Raw genomic sequence first — 20,959 nt, forward strand, 5'->3', positions numbered from 1 at the left:
CAGTCTAGTGCGTAGGCGGAACAGGCCCTGCGGCCGGAGCGGGCCGGGCGGGGGCCAGAGCCTGGGCAGGCGCAGCATCCGGCGTTTGCCCGCCGGCTGCGCGGGCGAGGAGGCCGGAGGCAGCACGTGCACGTTCCCGCATCTCCTCCGGAGCCAGGATCTCGAACTCCACTCCCATGCCAGCCATACGGACCAGCGGCTGGTCCAGCGAGTCCCAGCCGCTGCGCAGCACGGTGTGCCCGGGACCGTCCGCTTCCAGCACTGCAACCTCGGCGGGAACCTGTTCCGCCACTGAGGCCAGGGGAGCCGCGATGCGGATAACGACGTCGTACCGGTAGGGGCTGCGCGTAATGGCTGCCTGGACGTAGGCAGCGAGGTCCCTGGCCGGCAGCGGGCGGGGTGTAAAGCGCTCGCGGAGCACGGGCACGGACTGGCAGCGGTCCACCCGGAAAGTCCGCCAGTCCTGCCTCTCCGTGCACCATGCCACGAGATACCAGCGCCGTCCGGTGCTCACCAGTTTGTAGGGCTCCACGATGCGCCGCCCTTCGGCAGCTTCCAGCGCCTGGTAGCGGAAGGCTGCCGTGCGCCGCTCGGAGATTGCCGTCGAAAAGGCCGTGAGGATGTCCGGATTGACAGCCGAGGCGGCCGCCGGCGGCCCTGCCAAAACGCTCACGGAGTGCCGCAGCGCAGAGAACTTGGGGCGCAGCCTGCCCGGCAGCACCTGTTCCAGCTTCACCAGGGCCCGGACCGAGGCCTCGCCGATGCCTGAAACGGGACCTGAAGCCACTGCCGTGAGGCCGAGGGCGACGGCGAGCGCTTCCTCGTCGTCCAGAAGCAGGGGCGGCAGCTGGGCACCTGCCCCGAGCTGGTAGCCGCCGGCAATGCCGGGGGACGCGGAGATCGGGTAGCCAAGGCTGCGGAGCTTGCCGATATCCCGCCGCACCGTGCGTTCGGTTACGGACATGCGTTCGGCCAGGGCCGCCCCGGTCCATTCCCGGCGCAGCTGCAGGAGGGAGAGAAGATGCAGCAGCCTGGCTGAAGTCTCGAGCATGGTCCCAAAGCTACTCCCGTATGCGGACAGAAGCTGTCCTGGATGAAAACTAGTCTTGGGGGCACCCGACAAACCCGAACTCAATGACCAGGGAGCCGTCATGACTGAGCACACCCACGTCCACCATCCGCCGCCGCAGCCCGTGCTGCATTGGGGGACGGAGCTCGCCGACCAGCTTAAGTGGCACTGGAAAAACCAGGCCAGGCCGAGGCTGGAAGGCCTGAGCGACGGGGAATACTTCTGGGAACCGGTGCAGGGGTGCTGGAATGTCCGCCCCCGGGGGACCGGAACCGCTCCGGTCCAGGCCGGTTCCGGGGCCTACACCTGCGACTGGGCCTTCCCCGAACCGGTTCCCGCGCCGGTGACCACGATCGCCTGGCGGCTGGCCCACATCCTCTCCGGTGTCCTGGGTCAGCGCAACGCGGCCCACTTCGGCGGTCCGCCGGCGGACTATGAGAGCTTTGATTATCCCGGCAGCGCTTCCTCCGCCCTCGCCCTGCTCGATGAGTACTACGAACGGTGGATCACCCATGTCTCTGTCCTGTCGGACGAAGACCTTGCCCGGCCCGTCGGCCCGGCTGAAGGCGGATGGGCCGAAGCGCCCATGGCCACGCTGGTGCTCCACATAAACCGGGAACTGATCCACCATCTAGCCGAGATTGCCCTCCTGCGGGACCTTTACGCCCGCCGGGATACGTCCGCGGCACATCAGCCGGGAGACGGTGCTGCCGGACGGCAGGACACCGGCACCTAATAACGGCGGGGCTGGTAGTGCTGGTCCGTGGACATGTCCCGCGGATCGGTGACGTCCCACAGCGCATTGCCGTGCCACGGCCGGCCAGGGGACACCGGAGGAAGGTGCCCCCGCCCGTCACTGCGGATTGCTGAAACGACGACGGCGGTAACCCCGGCGAGGAGGAGGACGGCTGCAAGAGTGAAGAAGAGTTCCATGGCTCCAGACTCCGCCCGTACCGCAGCAAAAATAAGTGGCAGATATGCCCATTAGCAGCGAAAAACTGCCATACTCGCCGCATGTTGAGAAGCGTTGCCCTGATCGCCCTGGAGAACACCGGTCCCTTTGAACTTGGGCTGGTTGCCGAAATTTTCGGGATTGACCGTTCGTCCCGGGGTACCGGCGTCCCGCGGTTCGATTTCCGCATGGCCACGCTCGTTCCCGGGCCGGTGCGGACCTCTGCCGGATACTCGATCCAGGTCGAAAACGGGCTCGAGGCTGCCGAGGACGCCGACCTGGTGGTGATGGCGCCCTATGGACGGTGGCCGGACGGTCCCGAGCCCCTGCCTGCGGTCGTGCTGGAGACCCTGCGGAAAGTCCACGAGCGTTCGGCTTGGGTTATGTCGGTGTGCACGGGAGCTTTCGCGCTCGCCGAAGCCGGAATCCTGGACGGCCGGAAGGCGGCGACCCACTGGCGGAACTCGGCACTGCTCGCGAGCTTGTATCCGGCGGTCGAGGTGAACGAGGACGTACTGTATGTCCAGGACGGCAACGTGATCACCAGCGCGGGAACCGCAGCGGGTATTGATGCGTCTCTTCACCTTCTCCGGCAGGAGCTGGGGGCCAAGGCTGCAGCCGCCGTCGCCCGCGACATGGTGGTGCCGCCCCACCGCGACGGCGGGCAGGCGCAGTACATTGACCGTCCCGTGCCGGTGACTCCGGGCGACACCCTCGAAGGGGTCCTCCAGTGGATTACCGTCAACCTGGACCAGGAGCACTCCGTAACTGCGCTCGCCGCCCGTGCCCACATGTCTGAGCGGACTTTCGCGCGCCGGTTCAAGGCCGAAACAGGTACGACTCCCGGTTCCTGGATCAACGTCCAGCGCGTACTCAAGGCGCAGGAACTGCTTGAAGACACGGGCATGAGCATTGACGAGGTGTCCCGCGCGGTCGGGTACGGCCAGGCGTCAATGCTGCGGCATCACTTCAACCGGGCCGTGGGCATCAGTCCGGCAGCCTACCGCCGGGTGTTCCGCGGCCGCGCAGACCGGCCGGCTTGGGCACAGCAGGGGTATCCGGTTCATCCACAGGCTCCGCGGCCCGCACTATAGCCTGCTTCGAAATCCGGTGCCGCTCACGGGCCGGCCGCAGCCCAGCCTGGCCGGAAGCCTCAGCCGCCGGGATGAATCCGCTCACCCCGCGGGATGGATTCGGCGCGGCGGGGACGGTTTCGCCGCCGTCGGCTGCCTGCCGCTGGTAGCGTCCCATCCGAATCAACCGGTACCGGGGAAGTGCACCTGCTGAACCCGGAAACCGGACCATACCCGCTCCTGGCCACGCCGGCAGCGAATCATCCTTGGGGGATCTGAATGGGTGCTGCCCGGCGCTTGGTATTTCCAATTCTCTGGCTGGTGGTGCTTGGAGTAATCGCCGCCGCCCTGTTCAAGCTGGCCTTCCTGGACGGCCTGTCAGCGGAAGCAGAGACACTCGCTCCTTCCGCTGAACTGCAGACCGCAACTGTCGAGGCGGCCCGCGCCGATGTGACCAATCTGGTCCAGGCACAGGGATCCGTCGTGGCGGACCCTGCAGTCAAGGTCCGCAGCACCAGCGACGGGACCGTCGTGTACATCGACGTCGAACAGGGGCAGGCGGTGTCCGAGGGTGACCGGCTCTTCCAGCTCAAGAAACCCGTTGAAGCACCTCCGGCCCAGCTTCCCCGGGACGGCGAGGAGGACACCCCGGCACCGGCCCAGCTTTACACCTACGTCGACGTCGTCTCTTCAGCGTCAGGAACCCTGGCGGACTTCCCGGTCCTGCTGAACCAGCAGGTCACCGTAGGTACCGACGTCGCATCTGTGGCTCCCGGATCGTTCTCGGTGCAGGGCAGCCTCAGCACGGAGCAGCAGTTCCGCATCCTCGACCGTCCGACGACTGCCATGGTCACGCTGAACGGCGGCCCGGCACCCTTTGAGTGTGGAAGCCTCACCACCGGCGGCGCGCCTGGCGGGAACTCCGGCGAAACCCCTGAAACGGGCCCGGCGCAGCCGGGCCCGGGATCCGCGGGAACGTTCAGCTGTGCGGTGCCTGCCGGAGTTTCCGTCTTCGCGGGGCTCGGGGCAGCAGTGGACATCACTGCGGGCAAGGCCGAGGGTGTTGTCACCGTGCCGGCCACTGCCGTCCGCGGAACGGTGCAGAACGGTGTTGTGTGGGTGGTTGCGGACGGCGTTGAGGGACCCGAAGAACGGGCAGTGGGCCTGGGACTCAACGACGGCCAGCAGGTGGAAATCACCGAGGGGCTTGCCGAGGGGGAGCAGATTCTCCAGTTCGTACCCGGCGCACCGGCGCAGGACGGCGGCCAGCCCGGGATGACCGGAGCGATGGGCGGATGACCCGGTACATCGATATGTTCCCCGATCTTGCCGGTGCAGCTGCGGCGCAGGAGCAGCCGTTTGTCCGGCTGCGGGACATCACCCGGACCGTGCGGCTTCCGGACAACAGCGAACTGCACATTCTGGGCGGCATCGACCTGGACGTCCGGCGGGGCGACCACCTTTCGATCGTGGGACGCTCCGGCTCCGGAAAATCGACGCTGCTGAACATTCTCGGCATGCTGGACCTCCCCACCACCGGGTCCATTGAATTCGGCGGAGTCCCGGTGGAAACGATGGGAGGCAACCAGCGGGCCGTCCTGCGTGGCGCCGCCGTCGGGTTTATCTTCCAGCAGTTCAACCTCCTGGCGGAGCGGACGGCGCTGGAGAACGTCATGACGCCGCTGCTTTACGCAAAAGGAAGTGCCTTCTGGCGCCGGGAGAAGCTGGCAGCCGAGATGCTTGAGCGGGTAGGGCTGGGGAACCGTCTGCGGGAGAAGCCGCAGCGGCTCTCCGGCGGAGAGCAGCAGCGCGTCGCCATAGCACGGGCACTGGTCCGCGGTCCCCGGCTGATCCTGGCCGATGAACCCACCGGTGCCCTGGACATCGTTACCGGACAGTCCGTGATGGGGCTGCTGGCTGACGTCGCAGCAGAATCCGGCGCAGCACTCATCACGATCACGCACGATCCGAACGTGGCTGCGCTGGCACACAGCCACTATCTCCTCGAAAACGGGCATCTCCGGCCTGGGGCGGTGGCAGCGGCATGAGCCTCTCCGGAATCGCCGGTTCCCTCGTCGAAGCGTGGGCGGAACTGCGGACCCACAAAACCCGTATCCTGCTGGCGCTCGTGGGCGTAGCCCTTTCGGTGGCATCGCTCACCACGGTCGTCGCGCTGGCGGACATGTCCCGTGAAGCGATGGAGCAGGGAGCCGAAGCCACGAGCGGACGCCCCGCGACGCTGTCCGTAAGCGCGTGGCCGATGGACGGGGCTGCGCCGGATCCGGAGCCGCTGCGCCAGGCGTACATGTCCGTAGTGGACCGGTACGCGGTTGAATACGCGTCGCTGAACCTCCTCACAACTGTCCCCTTCCAGTTTCCGGACGGTGTGGTGCAGGCGGAAACCTCGGTGGTCGACGCCGATTACGGGGTGATGCGCCGGGCCAACCTGTCCGCCGGGTCATGGTTCAGTGAGACCGACGGGCAGCGCCTGGCACCGGCCGTCATCGTGAATGAGGCGTTCTACGCCCGCCTGGGTTCCCCGGACCTTGCAGTCGATCCCGTGGTGCGGATTTCGAACGGTGCGCCGGTGGACGCCGTTGTGACCGGTGTCCGGCGGAACCTCTGGCCGGATGAGCCGCCCGCAGCGTACATGCTTGCGGAGGCCTTTGACCGGGTGGGTGCCGGAGCCGGGCCGGACACGAATTCGTCGCCGATGCTGGAGCTGTGGGTGCCGAAGGACCTGGCCGATCCGTTGCTGGCAGCGATCACCTCGGATCTCAGTGCGCAGTTTCCGGCACTGCAGATCGATGCCTACCGGGCAGACTATGCCGCCTGGGGCGATCCCTATGCCGGCATGCAGCTGGCGGTCGGCGGGATCGCCGGGCTGGTGCTGCTCCTGGGGGCAGTTGGGCTGCTGAACATCTCCATGGTCACCGTGAAATACCGGGTCCGGGAGATTGGAATCCGGCGCAGCTTCGGGGCTACCTCGGGCCGGATTTTCTTTGGGGTCATGCTCGAGTCCGTTGTCGCGACCTTCGTCGCCGGACTCATTGGTGTCATGGCAGCCATCGCCATAGCCAAACTGCCGGTGGTCCAGCGCCAGGTAGCCTTCGGTATTTCCGAGCTGCCGCCGTTCCCCATCGAGGCGGCGCTCCTGGGGCTGGGTGCGGCCACGGCCGTGGGAGCGCTGGCCGGACTGATTCCGGCGCTGGTGGCAGTGCGGGTGAAGGTCATCGACGCGATTCGCTTCTAGGCGGGAGACCTGGAAAGGACACAAAAACCCCGCTGCCGGTAATGGCAGCGGGGTTTTCCCTGCAGATCTGGTGCCCTCGATAGGATTCGAACCTACGGCCTGTTGCTCCGGAGGCAACCGCTCTATCCCCTGAGCTACGAGGGCGGGTCACCGGAAATCCGGTGAGTCCTGCAGGGACTAAAGAAGCTTAGCAGGTTCTTGCCGCTGCCCGGAAACCACTTGGGCTTCCTTTCCGTCGAGAGGCCAGTTACGGCTCGTTTCAGCGCTGAAAAGAGCCGTAACTGGCCTCTCGAGGGAGCGGGAGGGGAGGGGAAGGGGAGTGCCTAGTAGCCCAGGAACGGATCTGTATGGATCCGGCGCACTCCGGCGCCCCTGAGCGCCCGGCGGGCGGCGGCCACAGCCGACGGCGAGCCTGCAACGAAGGCGGTCCGCTCAGCGGCGTCGGGCACTGCTTTGGCCAGGGCGGCGGCATCGGGCAGACCCGCTCCGAGCCAGGTCCATTCCGGCACCGAAGGGTCGGCGGGAGTGCAGGCCAGCACGCGGATTCCCATGGCCTCGAGTTCCCCGGCATACGCGAGTTCCTCCACCGAGGACGCGGCATAAACGAGCACGATGTCCCGGCCCCTGGCCTCGGCGGACCGCAGCTGGCTCAGGAACGGGGTGATGCCGATTCCCGATGCCACCATCAGGACCTTGCGGGTGGCCTCGCGGGGGAGCTGGAAGTCACCGCCGACCGAAGTCGCTGAGATCCGGGCACCTGGTTTGAGCGCCAGGAGCTTCGTCTTGAAGGAGCTGCCGGGTGTGGACACGCGCAGGGCCACGGCCACGGTCTCCGGATCCCCCGGATCGGAGGTGAGGCTGAAGATGCGGCGCAGTCCGCGGCTGTCCGGGCTGGGATGCGGCAGGCTCAGTTCCAGGTACTGTCCGGGCGCGTAGCGCAGCGGCCGTTCCGGTTCGAAGACCAGCTCACGCGAGCTCGGAGTCAGTTCGCGCGACGAACGCAGCCGCAGTGAAATGCCGCCGCGCTGTCCCGCGGCGAAGGCCAGCAGGTTGCCGATCAGCAGCGCAAGTTCCGGGGACATAAACACCGGGCCCACGGAGAACGGAACCGCGAAGAGGACACCAACGACGGCGGCTTCCGCGAGGCGCTGCCAGCGCAGCGGCGGCAGTGTCAGGGGCTCCGAGAGCATAAAGCCCGCGAAGAACAGTACCGGATAGGACGTGAACGCGGTCGTGAGCCCTTCCAGCACCGGTTCGCCGGCGGCTGCGAAACGGATGGTGACGATCGCCGCCGCCACGGCGGTGAACACGCCTGCCATCGGCAGCAGACGGCTGCGGTAGAGCACCAGCAGTGCTGCCGGGATCACCACGACGAGCATCAGCGGCGCGGCCACCCACCAGACCGGAGCATTCAGTCCGGTAACGCCCATGACAAAGGCGCCCACCGCAGCAGGGTTGAAGATGTGCCGCCGCCGCCATACCAGCAGGTACTTGGAGGCAGTGGCAGCCAGGGCGGCCAGCGCAATCCAGCCCAGCTGGGCACCGTCCGTGGTGGGCCAGAACAGGAAGAACAGCAGCAGGCCGGTAATCAGGGCGGAGTCCGTCTGCGGGAAGGTCCGGAACAGCAGCCCCATGACCCGGCTCGCCATCAGGGTGGAGACCAAGGCGGTAGCCAGGGTCGCCGCCAGCTCGGCCGGTGTATAGAAAAGGGCGCCCGTCAGGGAGAGCACAAAGGACCACGCGGCCATGGCAAGCAGCAGGACCACCAGCATGCGGTACATGCTCATCTTGCCCAGCAGGCGCTGCAGCCGTGCGGAGGGAGTGCTCAGGGAAACGGTCATGAAAAAAGGACTCCAGCCATTGCGGATGAATACTCTGCCCTGCCGTCGGAAAACATCCGCACGTAGTCGAAATCGAACTCGGCAGCGAGAGAAGAGGGATCAGTGAGGAACAGTGCTGTGGCCAGGCCGTCTGCCGTCATGGCGTCCCGGGCCAGGACCCAGGTGGCAGCCACGGCATCGACCGGAAGGCCGGTTGAAGCATCCAGGACATGGTGCAGGCCGTTGCCCCACGCCCGCCGGTTGATGGCGGAGGCGCACAGGGCGCGGTCCTGGAGGTGCACGACGCCGATGACCTGCTCGGGATTGAACGGATGCTCGAGCCCTACCCTCAGGGCGGGCCCCGAGTGGCGCATGTCGGAACCAGCATCAACCACAACCGAAGCATAGCCGCGGGCGGTTATCAGCTCCCAGACGAGGTCTGCCAGCTGGCCCTTCCCGGCAGCCCCGACGTCCACGGTTCCGGGGCGGTTGAGGCTTAGCCGGACACCGGACGTGCCGGCGGATTCGTCCTGCACCGGCTCCCACTGCACGGCTTCCCGCCAGGACGGGGCACCGGCAGCCCGACCCTGCGGAGTCAACCGGTAGCCGGGCCCGTAGCCCAAGAGCTCCAGCGAGCCGCCTACCAGCGGGTTCAGCCGTCCCCCGGTCAGCCGGTCCAGGGAATCAAAGAGCGAGAACAGCTCCGCCGTGTAGCCGGGCAGGGATACCGTGCCTCCGCCGGATGCAATCCCGGCAAGGACCGAGTCGCTGCGGAAACGGGAGAGCGCCTGGTCATAGCCGGAGACAAGCCCGGTAACGGCCGCACGGGTAGCGGCGTCGAGAGGGGCCTCGGCGCTGATTTCCCACTGCGTGCCAATCGCTTCGAATGCCCAGGAGTCCACGTTCTGCTCCTAGCGGGCGGCTTCGCTCTTGATTTCGTCCAGTGCCTTGTTGAAGCCTGAGCTGGTCAGCGAGGAAGACGCAACCTTGTCCACCTTCACCTCATCAAGCGGCTTCCCAACGACCTCCTGCTGGACGCCGTCCGTGAACTCGGCCTGGTAGCGCTTGGACGTCGGGTGGTTGCCGGACGTGGAAACTTCAAGGTCGGTGACAACGCCGTCGGCGAGGGTCAGGGACACCGTGACCTCTTCCTTGGTGTTCGACGGCGGAATGTAGCTGCCCGTGGCGGTGTAGTCACCGTCCTGGTACTCGCCGCCCGTTGCCGGCGCTCCGCTGGACGCTGCCGGGGTGGAACCGCCCGTTGCTTCGTCCGGGGCGGCATCCTGGGCAGCCCCGGTGGATCCGCAGCCGGCGGTTCCAAGCAGTGCGAGTCCGGCCACAGCGCTCAGCAGGGGTTTCTTCGAATTCAACGGATTCTCCTTATGTCACGGGCGCACGTTCCCTCTTTATTACAACCCATCAACGCCGCCGGATGCCTTTCGGTGCCCGGGTGTGCTGCAGGGCACACGCGCGTCCGCTGCCTCAGGCCACGGGACGCAAACGGCAGGAATAAGGCCTCGGTGTGCCGCGCCGGTATGCTTAACCGGTGACTCCTGAAGAACTTTCCTCTGCCGTAACTGCCTGCCTCAAAGATGCCATCGATGCGGGTGAATTCAGCATCGAGCTTCCCGCCGAGGTCCGCGTGGAGCGGCCGCGGAACCGGGATCACGGTGACTGGGCCACCAACATCGCCCTGCAGCTCTCCAAGCAGGCGGGCATGAACCCCCGCCAGTTCGCTCAGATCCTCTCCTCCCGGCTGGAGAAGATCGACGGCGTTGCCAAGGTGGACATTGCCGGACCGGGCTTCCTGAACATCACGCTCGACGCCGGTGCCGCCGGTGAACTGGCCAAGGCCATCGTCGAAGCCGGCCCCGCTTACGGCCGCTCCGATGCGCTTTCCGGTACCCGGATCAACCTTGAGTTCGTTTCCGCCAACCCCACCGGGCCGATCCACCTGGGCGGAACCCGCTGGGCCGCCGTCGGCGATGCCCTCGCCCGGGTCTTCGAATCCCAGGGCGCGGAGGTCACCCGCGAGTACTACTTCAATGACCACGGCGCGCAGATCGACCGCTTTGCCCGCTCCCTGCTGGCCTCCGCCAAGGGTGAGCCGGCACCCGAGGACGGCTACGCCGGTGCCTACATCGAGGACATTGCCTCCCGCGTGCTGGCAGTAGAACCCAACATCCTGGACCTGCCTGCGGATGAGGCGCAGGAGCGTTTCCGGGCCATCGGCGTGGACCTGATGTTCGGCGACATCAAGGAGTCCCTGCACAACTTCGGCGTGGACTTCGACGTGTACTTCCACGAGGACTCCCTGCACGAAAACGGGCAGGTTGAACTGCTGCTCGAGAAGCTCAAGGGCTCCAAGAACCTGTACGAAAAGGACGGAGCCTGGTGGCTGAACTCCACCGAGTTCGGCGACGACAAGGACCGTGTGGTCATCAAGTCGGACGGCAACGCCGCCTACATTGCCGGTGACATCGCCTACATCCAGAACAAGCGCGAGCGCGGGTTCGACCTGAACATCTACATGCTCGGCGCCGACCACCACGGCTACGTTGCCCGCCTGAAGGCCGCCGCCGCAGCACTGGGCCACGACCCCGAGTGCGTGGAGGTACTGATCGGCCAGATGGTGAACCTGGTCAAGGACGGCAAGCCTGTGCGCATGTCCAAGCGCGCCGGGACGGTGGTCACGCTCGAGGACCTGGTTGACGCCGTCGGCGTGGATGCTGCCCGCTACACCCTGGCCCGTTTCTCCGCGGACTCGAATATCGACATCGACCTGGACCTGCTGACCAAGCGCAGCAACGAGAACCCGGTGTTCTACGTCCAGTACGCGCACGCCCGGACCTACGCCCTGGCACGCAACGCCGAAGCCGCAGGCGTGGATGACTCAGCGTTCGACGCCGCCCTGCTGTCCCACCCGACCGAAAGCGCCCTGCTCGCAGCCCTGGGCCAGTACCCCGGTGTTGTGGCCCAGGCCAGCACCTTCCGCGAACCGCACCGCGTGGCCCGCCACCTGGAAGTCATCGCCGGCACCTACCACCGCTGGTACGACGCCTGCCGCATCGCACCGCAGAACGGCGAAGAGGTCACCGACGTGAACCGCACCCGCCTGTGGCTGAACAGTGCCGCACGGCACGTCCTGGCCAACGGGCTGGACCTGCTGGGCGTCTCCGCACCGGAGAGGATGTAAGGCCCGGATATGACCGTTTCCCCGCTGGCACCTGACTGGCTCAGCTGCCCCGACGACGCCAACGCGCTCCGCCCCGGAATGTGGGCGCAGGACGTGCAGCGAACCCAGGACGGCGAACTGGAGATTTCCGGCATTCCGGTCTCCGCCCTCGCCGCGGAATTCGGTACGCCGCTGTTCGTGGTCTCCGAAGCCGACTTCCGGGCCCGTGCCCGCGACTTCAAGGACTCTTTCGACGCCGCTTTCGCCGACGTGTGCGGGGGAGTGGACGTTTACTACGCCGGCAAGGCCTTCCTCTGCACTGAAGTCGCCCGCTGGGTGGCGCAGGAAGGGCTGCGGCTGGACACCTGCTCCGGCGGCGAGCTGGCTGTTGCCGCCCGCGCCGGGATTCCCGGTGCCATGCTTGGGCTGCACGGCAACAACAAGTCCGACGCCGAACTGAACCGCGCGCTGGACATGGATCTGGGCCGCATCGTTGTGGACTCCCTCCCCGAACTCCACCGTCTGGGAGCCCTGGCCCAGGCCCGCGGCGTGCAGGCCAACGTGATGCTGCGCCTGACTCCCGGCGTCCACGCCCACACGCACGAGTTCATCGCCACGGCACACGAAGACCAGAAATTCGGCCTGTCCATGGCAGCCGACCCGGAATCCGGGACGTCTCCGGCTGCCGATGCGGTGGCTGCAGCACTGCAGAACCCGGGCATCCGGCTGCTCGGCCTGCACAGCCACATCGGCTCGCAGATCTTCGACCCGGCAGGGTTCGAGGAAGCGGCCCGCCGGCTGCTTGGTTTCCTGGCCGAGGTCAAGGCCCTTCACGGCGTCGAACTGCCGGAGCTGGACCTGGGCGGCGGCTACGGAATTGCCTACACGGAAGCCGACACCCCGCGTCCCGCCGCGGAGATCGCAGCGGCGATGGCCGCCGTCGTCTCCGGAACCTGCGCCGAACTGGGCCTGGCCGTCCCGCGGATCTCGATCGAACCCGGACGTGCGATCGTCGGACCGACCACCTTTACGCTGTACCGCGCCGGCACCATCAAGACAGTTCGCGTGGACACCGCCGACGGCGGCACCGCGGAACGCCGCTACGTGTCAGTTGACGGCGGGATGAGCGACAACGCCCGTCCGGTGCTGTACGACGCGGACTACTCCGCCGTCCTGGCTTCGCGCAGCTCCGAAGATGACGCGGTTATGTCGCGCGTGGTTGGCAAACACTGCGAAAGCGGGGACATAGTGGTGAGGGATGTTTATCTGCCCTCGGACGTTGACCACGGAGACCTGGTGGCCGTTCCAGGCACCGGCGCATACTGCTGGGCGTTGTCGAGCAACTACAACTACATCGCCCGCCCGCCCGTCGTGGCTGTCCGGGACGGCGCCGCACGCCTGATTATCCGCGGCGAGACCGAAGAAGACCTGCTGGCGCGGGACGTTTCATGACCGGTATAGGAGAACGCAAAGCAATGAAGACCCTCAAGGTGGCCCTGCTGGGCTGCGGCAACGTGGGATCCCAGGTGGCCCGGATTCTCCTGAACGACGCCGCCGACCTCTCAGCACGCACCGGTGCCAGGCTCGAGCTGGCCGGCATTGCGGTCCGCAATCCCGACGCCCCGCGTGACGTTGACCTTCCCCGCGAACTCTTCACCACCGACGCTGAATCGCTGGTCGAGTCCGCTGACATCGTCATCGAGCTGATGGGCGGGCTGGAGCCGGCCCGCAGCCTGATCCTGCACGCGATCGGCCACGGTGCATCGGTGGTCACCGGCAACAAGGCCCTGCTCGCTGCCGACGGCGCCGCACTGTATGAAAAGGCCGACGCCGCCGGTGTCCGCCTGGCCTACGAAGCCGCGGTTGCCGGAGCCATCCCCATCCTCGGACCGATCCGCGACAGCCTCTCCGGCGACCGGATCACCCGGGTCCTGGGCATCGTCAACGGCACCACCAACTACATCCTCGACGCCATGGACACCACCGGGGCGCAGTTCGCCGATGCCCTGGCCGAAGCCCAGCGCCTCGGGTACGCGGAAGCCGACCCCACCGCTGATGTTGAAGGGCACGACGCTGCCGCCAAGGGCGCGATCCTGGCATCGCTGGCCTTCCACACCACCTTCGAAATGGCCAACGTCTCCTGCGAAGGCATCACCGGCGTCACCGCCGAGGACATCGCCGCAGCCAAGGACGCCGGCTTTGTCATCAAGCTCCTGGCCATCGCCGAGAAGCTCGAGGCCGACGGCGCCGAGGGCGTCAGCGTGCGGGTCCACCCCACGCTGCTTCCGCGCACGCACCCCCTCGCCGCAGTGCACGGTGCGTTCAACGCCGTCTTCGTCGAAGCCGAAAACGCCGGCGAGCTGATGTTCTACGGCCAGGGCGCCGGCGGTACGCCGACTGCCTCGGCCGTGATGGGCGACGTCGTGACCGTTGCACGCCGTCTGGTGCTCGGCGGCCACATGGGCGTTGAAGCAGCCTCCGGGCACGTTCCGGCCCTGCCGCTGGAGAAGGTCACCACCAGCTACAGCATCGGGCTGGACGTAGCGGACGCACCCGGCGTCCTCTCCGCGGTCGCCCGGGTCTTTGCCGAAAACGGCGTTTCGATCGAAACCATGCGCCAGAAGAGCCACACTGATGCAGCCGGCGCCAGCGCCGAACTGCGCTTTGTCACCCACCGCGCACCCGAGGCCGCGCTGGCGGCCACCGTCGAGGCCATCAAAGGCCTGGACGTCATCAATTCAGTTACATCCGTCCTGCGGGTAGAAGGGGTCTAGAACCTTGGCTCATCAATGGCGCGGCGTTATCCGCGAATATGCCGACCGTCTGCCGGTAACCGAGAACACCGAAGTCATCACCCTCGGTGAAGGCGGCACCCCGCTGGTCCACGCAAAGGCCCTTTCCGAGCTGACCGGCAACGAGGTCTACCTCAAAGTCGAAGGCATGAACCCGACCGGCTCGTTCAAGGACCGCGGGATGACCATGGCCATCACCGCTGCCGTCGAAGCAGGTGCGAAGGCCGTTGTCTGTGCCTCGACCGGCAACACCAGCGCTTCCGCCGCTGCTTACGCCACCCAGGCCGGGCTCACCTGCGCCGTGCTGGTGCCGGACGGCAAGATCTCCATGGGCAAGCTCAGCCAGGCAATCGCCCACGGTGCCCAGCTGCTCCAGGTCAACGGCAACTTCGACAACTGCCTTGAAGTGGCCCGCAAGCTGGCCGAGGCCTACCCGGTGTTCCTGGTCAACTCGGTGAACCCTGCCCGCATCGAAGGCCAGAAGACCGCCTCCTTCGAGGTTGTCGACTACCTCGGTGATGCCCCGGATTACCACCTGCTTCCGGTCGGGAACGCCGGTAACATCACCGCATACTGGCGCGGCTACCAGGAGTACGCCAAGCCCTGGACCAACCAGGCCGGCACCGAGCTGGCCCCGGTGGCCTCCAAGACCCCGGTGATGTGGGGCTTCCAGGCTGAAGGCGCATCCCCGCTGGTCAAGGGCCATCCGGTCACCGACCCGGACACCATTGCCACTGCCATCCGGATTGGCAACCCGGCGTCCTGGGACCAGGCAATTGCCGCCCGCGACGAATCGGGCGGGCTGATTGAAGCCGTCACTGACACCGAGATCCTCGAAGCGCACCGCTGGCTCTCCTCCCGCGAAGGTGTGTTCGTGGAACCCGCTTCCGCAGCCGGCGTGGCAGGCCTGCTCAAGAAGCACGCCGCCGGCGAGGCCCCCACGGGCAAAAAGATCGTCATCACTGTCACCGGCCACGGACTGAAGGACCCGCAGTGGGCCCTTCGCACCGCCGACGGTTCCGATGTTGAGCCCACCAAGGTGGACTTCGACGTCGTTAGCGTTGCCGCTGCCCTGGGGCTGGAGGAATCCGCCCCGGCTGAAGTCCGCTAGCCGGGAATGCAGGTGGAAATCCAGAAGCCGGACACCGCGCCGGCGGCCCGGGTCGCCGGCGGCCAGGACCTGAGCGTCCGGGTCCCGGCGACCAGTGCCAACCTGGGGCCGGGCTTTGATTCCCTGGGCCTGGCCGTCACCCTGTACGACACCGTGCGGGTGCGGACCACGGACTCGGACGAGGTCCGGGTGCGGGTGAGCGGCCAGGGCGAAGCGGTATTGCCCACGGACGGCACACATCTGGTTGCCAGGACCATCGCGGACACGATCCGCCGTGCCGGGTACGAGGCGGGCGGCCTGGAACTTGAGTGCGAGAACGTCATCCCGCACGGCCGCGGGCTGGGATCCTCTGCCTCCGCGATCGTCTCCGGCGTGCTGGCAGGCAACGCACTCCTGCCTGAATCCGCGCGCCTGGACGCGGCCGGACTGCTGCATGCCTGTTCCGCGCTGGAAGGCCATCCGGATAACGTGGCTCCGGCCCTTGCCGGGGCGCTGGCTGTGTCCTGGGAACAGGATGGCGTGTTCCGTTCCGTGAAAGCCGAAGTGCATCCGGACATCATTCCCGTGGCGGCTGTTCCGGCAACCGAGCTGTCCACCGAAAGTGCCCGCGGGCTGCTGCCTGCCATGGTGCCGCACCGCGACGCCGCCGCGAACTCCGGCCGGGCAGCACTGCTGATGCAGGCGCTGACGGCGGACCCGGCGCTGCTTTGGGAAGGAACCGAGGACTTCCTGCACCAGGGTTACCGGGCACCGGCAATGGAACCGAGCGCCGCGCTCATTGCCGCGCTGCGCGCAGCGGGATTCGCCGCCGTCGTTTCCGGAGCAGGACCGACAGTGATGACCCTGGCCGCAGGCCGGGAGCAGGCGGACGCCGCCGAAGCGTTTATTGCCGCGCACCTCAGCGGGGATACCAGCGGAAATTGGCGTGTGCTTCGGCTTGGCGTGGACCGAGATGGTGCTAGAGTGGTAGTGCACCAGCGGTAAATGCCGTAATCGATACATGTATTGGTACATGTATCGGTACGAATCGGTATCCGACCGTATTTGTGCTTCCACCGGCAGGTCGTCCCGTTCTGTGGACCACCGTGGCTTGCTCCTTATGACCGGATTTGTTGACTGTTCTGCACAGCTTCCAGCCCAGGTGCTGGCAGCAAAGCAGCCTTCATAACGATTCGGACGGCAGGGTAAAGTCCACCCGCGGAAATGCAAGCATCGGTGTAGCCTTCCGGAGACTGCCAAGAAACGGTCAGTCGAACGATTATCTGATCCATGCGTTTTCCGGCAGCGAAGCTGCCGTAACTCCCGTGGACTCTCCAATCAAGGCACCAGCAGATTCACCGTTGCCGGGATTCCCCGCAGCAGGTGAACCCTGGACCGCATGTCAGATCATCGGTCCCAGGGCCATTCAACGCGGCCGGCACCCATGCCGGACCGCCCGACGAGGGGGAAGGATCCTTCGTGACAGATACCACCGACCTGACTGCAGGTGTGGACTCATCAGCATCCGCCGGTTCCAACGGTGAATCGAATTCCAAGAGCTCCGGCCTTGCCGGCCTGAAGCTTGCACAGCTGCAGGCGCTGGCCGGCCAGCTGGGCATCACCGGCGGGTCACGCATGCGCAAGGGCGACCTGGTTACCGCCATCTCGAACCACCAGCGCGGCGGAGCAGTGGCAGACCGCCCGGTCCGCGGCTCGAAGGCCGAGGCACCGCAGACTGACAAGGCCGTCGCCGAGCGCCCGGCCAAGGAAGCCGCAGCCGCACCGGCTGCTGCCCCGGCTGAGGCAGCCGCTGAGGGCGAGAAGGCCGCTGAGCGTCCGTCCCGCACCCGCAACCGCAACCGCCGCGCTGCCAGCGACGGCGTAGTCTCTCTGGCCGGCAGCGACGCCGCGGAAGCTGCGCCCGCCGAGGCGCAGGCTGCCGCACCGGCGCAGGAAAATACCCGTGAGGAAGGCCAGCGCGAGCGTGGCCGGAACCGCCGCAACCGCCGCAGCGACAGCGAGAACACGGCAGAGGAAACCACGGCTGCTGCTCCCGCGCAGGACAAGGGTGAAAAGGGTGAATCAACCCGGGAACCCCGCGAATCCCGCGACGAAGAGCGCAGCGAACGTTCAGGCCGCGGCCGTAACCGCAATGACCGGAACGACAAGGGCGACCGCGAGAACAACCGGAACGAGCGCGAGAACAGCCGCGACAACAACCGCGACAGCAACCGCAGCGACCGGGACAACCGCGATTCCGACGGCGATGACAACAGCCGCAGCGGACGTAACCGCCGGAACCGCAACCGGAACGACCGCAACGACCGGGGAGACCGCAACGACCGGTTCCGCGACCGCAATGAGCGCCGCCGCAACCGCGACCGGAGCCCTGAGGTGGACGACGTCGAGGTCACCGAAGACGACGTGCTGCTGCCCGTCGCCGGCATCCTGGATGTCCTTGAGAACTACGCATTCGTCCGTACCTCCGGCTACCTGCCCGGTCCGAACGACGTCTACGTTTCCCTGGCCCAGGTCAAGAAGTACAACCTGCGCAAGGGCGACGCCGTCGTAGGCGCCATCCGCGCCCCGCGCGAAGGCGAGAACCAGGGCAACTCGGCACGCCAGAAGTTCAACGCACTGGTCCGCCTGACTTCCGTCAACGGCAAGCCCGCCGAGGACAACAAGGACCGCGTTGAGTTCAACAAGCTGGTTCCGCTGTACCCCTCCGAGCGCCTCCGCCTGGAGACTTCGCCCAAGGTGATCGGCCCCCGCGTCATCGACCTGGTTGCTCCGATCGGCAAGGGACAGCGCGGCCTGATCGTTTCGCCGCCGAAGGCCGGCAAGACGCTGATCCTGCAGGCGATCGCCAACGCGATCTCCATCAACAACCCCGAAGTGCACCTGATGATGGTCCTCGTGGACGAACGTCCCGAAGAAGTCACCGACATGCAGCGCACCGTCAAGGGCGAGGTCATTGCCTCCACCTTCGACCGGCCGGCCGATGACCACACCACGGTTGCCGAACTCGCCATCGAGCGTGCCAAGCGCCTCGTGGAAATGGGCAACGACGTGGTGGTCCTGCTGGACTCCATGACCCGTCTGGGACGTGCCTACAACCTTGCCGCTCCGGCGTCGGGCCGTATCCTCTCCGGCGGCGTGGATTCCTCCGCACTGTACCCGCCGAAGCGGTTCTTCGGCGCAGCCCGGAACATCGAAAACGGCGGCTCGCTGACCATCCTGGCCACCGCGCTCGTCGAGACCGGATCCAAGATGGACGAGGTCATCTTCGAAGAGTTCAAGGGCACCGGCAACATGGAACTGCGCCTTTCCCGCAACCTCGCGGACAAGCGCATTTTCCCGGCCGTGGACGTCAACGCTTCGGGTACCCGCCGCGAGGAGAACCTGCTCTCGGCCGAAGAGGTCAAGATCATGTGGCGCCTGCGCCGCGTACTCTCCGGCCTGGACACGCAGCAGGCACTGGAACTGCTCACCGGCAAGATCAAGGAAACGCAGTCCAACGTTGAGTTCCTGATGCAGGTGCAGAAGACCACCCTGGGCACTAAGAACGATTAGCTGCTTTCCTGAGCCGCTCATGCCCCCGGTCCTTGTCATGAGGACCCGGGGGCCTGGGCGGCTTGGCAGTTAACCGCGGCGAAGCGGCAGCCGATTATTTCCAGCTGCCGCCCGGGGCGAGAATGGTTCTAAGACAGCAGCGGGATCCGCGAACACAGGCGGGCATCCCACGGTGCGAAGAAGGAATGGAAAACAATGTTTGAGTCCATACAGGGACTGCTGGACGAGCACGCCGAACTCCAGATGCGGCTCTCCGACCCCGCTGTGCACGCCGACCAGGGCCTGGCCCGCCGGCTGGGCCGGCGCTACGCCGAACTGAGCCGGATCGTCGATGCCTACAACACCTGGCACGGCCTGGAAGACGACCTCGCTGCTGCCCAGGAAATGGCCGACGAGGATCCCGAGTTTGCCGCTGAGGTCCCCGTGCTCAAGGACCAGCTGGCCGAAGCGCAGGAGAAGCTGCGCCGCCTGCTGATCCCGCGCGACCCCAACGACGGCCGCGACGTCATCATTGAGGTCAAGGGCGGTGAAGGAGGCGACGAAGCAGCCCTGTTCGCCGGTGACCTGCTGCGCATGTACACCCGGTACGCGGAGTCCCGCGGCTGGCGGACCGAGATTATCTCCGCCACCGAGTCGGACCTGGGCGGCTACAAGGACGTGTCCATGGCCATCAAGGGCTCGTCCAATGACCCGGCTGAAGGCGTCTACGCCCGCCTGAAGTACGAGGGCGGCGTACACCGCGTGCAGCGTGTTCCGGTTACCGAGTCCCAGGGCCGGATCCACACCTCCGCAGCCGGCGTGCTGGTGCTGCCGGAAGTTGACGAGCCCGAGGAAGTCGAGATCAACCAGAACGATCTCAAGATTGACGTCTACCGTTCCTCCGGTCCCGGCGGGCAGTCGGTGAACACCACCGACTCCGCTGTGCGCATCACCCACCTGCCCACCGGCATTGTGGTGGCCATGCAGAACGAGAAGTCCCAGCTGCAGAACCGTGAAGCCGCCATGCGCGTGCTGCGTTCGCGGATCCTGGCCCACGAGCAGGAGAAGATCGACGCCGCGAACTCGGACATCCGCAAGTCCCAGATCCGCACCATGGACCGTTCCGAGCGGATCCGCACCTACAACTACCCGGAAAACCGGATTGTGGACCACCGCACCGGCTACAAGGCCTACAACCTGGACACCGTGATGAACGGTGACCTCGAGGCCGTTGTCCAGGCTGCCATCGAAATGGATGAGCAGGCCCGCCTGGACGCTATCGGCGACGAAGCCTAGGCCAGGAAATGCCCGCGCTAACCCTGGAGCAGGCGCTGCGGCACGCCGCGGCGGAACTCGCCGCGGCCGGCGTACCGAGCCCGCGGGTAGATGCCGAACTGCTCGCGGCGCACCTGCTGGGCGAAAGCGTGGGCCGGGTGAAGGCCCTGGCCTTCACCGATGCTGCCGCGCCGGAAGGCTACGCGGAGCTGGTTGCTGAACGTGCCCGCCGCATACCGCTGCAGCATCTCACCGGAAGAGCGTATTTCCGGCGGCTGGAACTTGCCGTGGGCCCCGGGGTCTTTGTGCCTCGGCCGGAAACCGAAACGGTGGCGCAGCTTGCCATCGACAAGGCGCTTATGGTGCCGGGCCCGGCCAAGGTCGCAGACCTCGGAACCGGGTCCGGTGCCATCGCTGGCTCAGTGGCGGCAGAAGCTCCCGGCTCGGAGGTCTACGCGGTGGAACTGAGTCCTCTGGCCCTCGCCTGGGCCCGGAAAAACCTCGAACCGCTGGGCGTGCACGTGCTCGAAGGCGACCTGCGGACAGCCCTGGCCGGGCACAATGGAACGTTCGACGTCGTTGCGTCGAACCCGCCCTACATTCCAGCGGATGCCGTACCCAATGAACCCGAGGCCGCAGAGCACGATCCGGCCATGGCACTGTACGGCGGGGGAGCGGACGGCATGGAACTTCCCGCCGCCGCCGCCCGCACCGCAGCGCGGCTCCTGCGCCCGGGCGGATACTTTGTGATGGAGCATGCTGAGGTTCAGGCCGGAACCATCGCTGAGCGCCTGGCGGCGGATCCGGCCTGGCAGGACGTCACTTCCCACAAGGACCTGAACGACCGGCCGCGCGCGACTTCAGCGGTTAGGTCCACAGCCGCAACCACTACCAACTGACGTGAAAGA

General features: G+C 66.6%; 18 protein-coding genes and 1 tRNA gene. 13 read left to right on the forward strand and 6 right to left on the reverse strand.

Annotated elements, in window-relative coordinates:
- Window positions 1-4: 4 nt before the first annotated feature.
- Window positions 5-1,051 (reverse strand): YafY family protein, encoded by a 1,047-nt coding sequence (locus NGB94_RS08810; protein WP_325790246.1) that lies wholly within the window; start codon window positions 1,049-1,051, stop codon window positions 5-7.
- 100 nt (window positions 1,052-1,151) lie between these two features.
- On the opposite strand from NGB94_RS08810, the gene NGB94_RS08815 reads away from it, so the two are divergent.
- Entirely contained in the window at window positions 1,152-1,805 is a 654-nt protein-coding gene (locus tag NGB94_RS08815; RefSeq protein WP_325790247.1) for a DinB family protein, read from the forward strand.
- On the opposite strand, the gene NGB94_RS08820 is transcribed toward NGB94_RS08815, so the two are convergent.
- The gene (locus tag NGB94_RS08820) at window positions 1,802-2,002 is read right to left on the reverse strand and encodes a hypothetical protein (protein ID WP_325790248.1); all 201 of its coding nucleotides are present in this window, start codon (window positions 2,000-2,002) and stop codon (window positions 1,802-1,804) included. The genes NGB94_RS08815 and NGB94_RS08820 overlap by 4 nt on opposite strands.
- Before the next feature lie 81 nt (window positions 2,003-2,083).
- Between NGB94_RS08820 and NGB94_RS08825 the strand changes: the two genes are divergently transcribed.
- From NGB94_RS08825 to NGB94_RS08840, 4 genes are all read left to right on the forward strand, one after another.
- Window positions 2,084-3,115, forward strand: a complete 1,032-nt coding sequence (locus NGB94_RS08825; RefSeq protein ID WP_325790249.1) for a GlxA family transcriptional regulator — start codon at window positions 2,084-2,086, stop codon at window positions 3,113-3,115.
- Between the two features lie 276 nt (window positions 3,116-3,391).
- Window positions 3,392-4,393, forward strand: coding sequence for an efflux RND transporter periplasmic adaptor subunit (locus NGB94_RS08830; protein ID WP_325790250.1), 1,002 nt, complete (start codon window positions 3,392-3,394; stop codon window positions 4,391-4,393).
- 14 nt (window positions 4,394-4,407) lie between these two features.
- Window positions 4,408-5,142, forward strand: coding sequence for an ABC transporter ATP-binding protein (locus NGB94_RS08835; protein ID WP_325790360.1), 735 nt, complete (start codon window positions 4,408-4,410; stop codon window positions 5,140-5,142).
- Entirely contained in the window at window positions 5,139-6,347 is a 1,209-nt protein-coding gene (locus tag NGB94_RS08840; protein ID WP_325790251.1) for an ABC transporter permease, read from the forward strand. Before NGB94_RS08835 ends, NGB94_RS08840 begins: the two co-directional genes overlap by 4 nt.
- Window positions 6,348-6,415: 68 nt before the next feature.
- Here NGB94_RS08840 and NGB94_RS08845 read toward each other — a convergent pair.
- The 4 genes from NGB94_RS08845 to NGB94_RS08860 form a co-directional block, all read right to left on the reverse strand.
- Window positions 6,416-6,491, reverse strand: a tRNA-Arg gene (locus NGB94_RS08845).
- Between the two features lie 179 nt (window positions 6,492-6,670).
- Window positions 6,671-8,188 carry an oxidoreductase gene (locus NGB94_RS08850; RefSeq protein WP_325790252.1) on the reverse strand — a complete coding sequence of 506 codons (1,518 nt, stop codon included), beginning with the start codon at window positions 8,186-8,188 and terminating at the stop codon, window positions 6,671-6,673.
- The gene (locus NGB94_RS08855; protein WP_325790253.1) at window positions 8,185-9,069 is read right to left on the reverse strand and encodes an FAD:protein FMN transferase; all 885 of its coding nucleotides are present in this window, start codon (window positions 9,067-9,069) and stop codon (window positions 8,185-8,187) included. The genes NGB94_RS08850 and NGB94_RS08855 overlap by 4 nt, the downstream gene beginning before the upstream one ends.
- A gap of 9 nt (window positions 9,070-9,078) precedes the next feature.
- On the reverse strand, window positions 9,079-9,537 hold the full coding sequence (locus NGB94_RS08860) for a hypothetical protein (protein ID WP_325790254.1): 459 nt from the start codon (window positions 9,535-9,537) through the stop codon (window positions 9,079-9,081).
- Between the two features lie 176 nt (window positions 9,538-9,713).
- Here NGB94_RS08860 and argS point away from each other — a divergent pair, with 176 nt between their 5' ends.
- The 8 genes from argS to prmC all read left to right on the forward strand — a co-directional run bounded on the left by argS (window position 9,714) and on the right by prmC (window position 20,950).
- A complete protein-coding gene (gene argS / locus NGB94_RS08865) occupies window positions 9,714-11,363 on the forward strand; it encodes an arginine--tRNA ligase (protein WP_325790255.1) in 1,650 nt (549 codons plus the stop codon).
- 9 nt (window positions 11,364-11,372) lie between these two features.
- Window positions 11,373-12,794, forward strand: coding sequence for a diaminopimelate decarboxylase (lysA, locus tag NGB94_RS08870; RefSeq protein WP_325790256.1), 1,422 nt, complete (start codon window positions 11,373-11,375; stop codon window positions 12,792-12,794).
- A gap of 23 nt (window positions 12,795-12,817) precedes the next feature.
- On the forward strand, window positions 12,818-14,116 hold the full coding sequence (locus tag NGB94_RS08875; RefSeq protein WP_325790257.1) for a homoserine dehydrogenase: 1,299 nt from the start codon (window positions 12,818-12,820) through the stop codon (window positions 14,114-14,116).
- Window positions 14,117-14,120: 4 nt separating this feature from the next.
- Window positions 14,121-15,245 (forward strand): threonine synthase, encoded by a 1,125-nt coding sequence (thrC, locus tag NGB94_RS08880; protein WP_325790258.1) that lies wholly within the window; start codon window positions 14,121-14,123, stop codon window positions 15,243-15,245.
- Between the two features lie 6 nt (window positions 15,246-15,251).
- The gene (gene thrB, locus NGB94_RS08885) at window positions 15,252-16,229 is read left to right on the forward strand and encodes a homoserine kinase (protein WP_418910628.1); all 978 of its coding nucleotides are present in this window, start codon (window positions 15,252-15,254) and stop codon (window positions 16,227-16,229) included.
- A 474-nt stretch (window positions 16,230-16,703) separates the two neighbouring features.
- On the forward strand, window positions 16,704-18,797 hold the full coding sequence (gene rho / locus NGB94_RS08890) for a transcription termination factor Rho (RefSeq protein ID WP_325790260.1): 2,094 nt from the start codon (window positions 16,704-16,706) through the stop codon (window positions 18,795-18,797).
- A 195-nt stretch (window positions 18,798-18,992) separates the two neighbouring features.
- Entirely contained in the window at window positions 18,993-20,072 is a 1,080-nt protein-coding gene (prfA, locus tag NGB94_RS08895; protein ID WP_325790261.1) for a peptide chain release factor 1, read from the forward strand.
- An 8-nt stretch (window positions 20,073-20,080) separates the two neighbouring features.
- Window positions 20,081-20,950: a peptide chain release factor N(5)-glutamine methyltransferase gene (prmC, locus tag NGB94_RS08900; protein WP_325790262.1), complete on the forward strand. Its 870-nt coding sequence runs from the start codon at window positions 20,081-20,083 to the stop codon at window positions 20,948-20,950.
- Window positions 20,951-20,959 lie beyond the last annotated feature (9 nt).

It is taken from the genome of Arthrobacter koreensis, from assembly GCF_035792275.1.
In the GTDB taxonomy this organism is placed as follows: domain Bacteria; phylum Actinomycetota; class Actinomycetes; order Actinomycetales; family Micrococcaceae; genus Arthrobacter_B; species Arthrobacter_B koreensis_A.

What these genes read in the sequence shown, in the direction of transcription:
- NGB94_RS08810 (WP_325790246.1), bottom strand. Translation starts at nt 1,051, where the DNA reads ATGCTCGAGACTTCAGCCAGGCTGCTGCATCTTCTCTCCCTCCTGCAG.
- NGB94_RS08815 (WP_325790247.1), top strand. Translation starts at nt 1,152, where the DNA reads ATGACTGAGCACACCCACGTCCACCATCCGCCGCCGCAGCCCGTGCTG.
- NGB94_RS08820 (WP_325790248.1), bottom strand. Translation starts at nt 2,002, where the DNA reads ATGGAACTCTTCTTCACTCTTGCAGCCGTCCTCCTCCTCGCCGGGGTT.
- NGB94_RS08825 (WP_325790249.1), top strand. Translation starts at nt 2,084, where the DNA reads ATGTTGAGAAGCGTTGCCCTGATCGCCCTGGAGAACACCGGTCCCTTT.
- NGB94_RS08835 (WP_325790360.1), top strand. Translation starts at nt 4,408, where the DNA reads ATGTTCCCCGATCTTGCCGGTGCAGCTGCGGCGCAGGAGCAGCCGTTT.
- NGB94_RS08840 (WP_325790251.1), top strand. Translation starts at nt 5,139, where the DNA reads ATGAGCCTCTCCGGAATCGCCGGTTCCCTCGTCGAAGCGTGGGCGGAA.
- NGB94_RS08850 (WP_325790252.1), bottom strand. Translation starts at nt 8,188, where the DNA reads ATGACCGTTTCCCTGAGCACTCCCTCCGCACGGCTGCAGCGCCTGCTG.
- lysA (WP_325790256.1), top strand. Translation starts at nt 11,373, where the DNA reads ATGACCGTTTCCCCGCTGGCACCTGACTGGCTCAGCTGCCCCGACGAC.
- NGB94_RS08875 (WP_325790257.1), top strand. Translation starts at nt 12,818, where the DNA reads ATGAAGACCCTCAAGGTGGCCCTGCTGGGCTGCGGCAACGTGGGATCC.
- thrB (WP_418910628.1), top strand. Translation starts at nt 15,252, where the DNA reads ATGCAGGTGGAAATCCAGAAGCCGGACACCGCGCCGGCGGCCCGGGTC.
- prfA (WP_325790261.1), top strand. Translation starts at nt 18,993, where the DNA reads ATGTTTGAGTCCATACAGGGACTGCTGGACGAGCACGCCGAACTCCAG.
- prmC (WP_325790262.1), top strand. Translation starts at nt 20,081, where the DNA reads ATGCCCGCGCTAACCCTGGAGCAGGCGCTGCGGCACGCCGCGGCGGAA.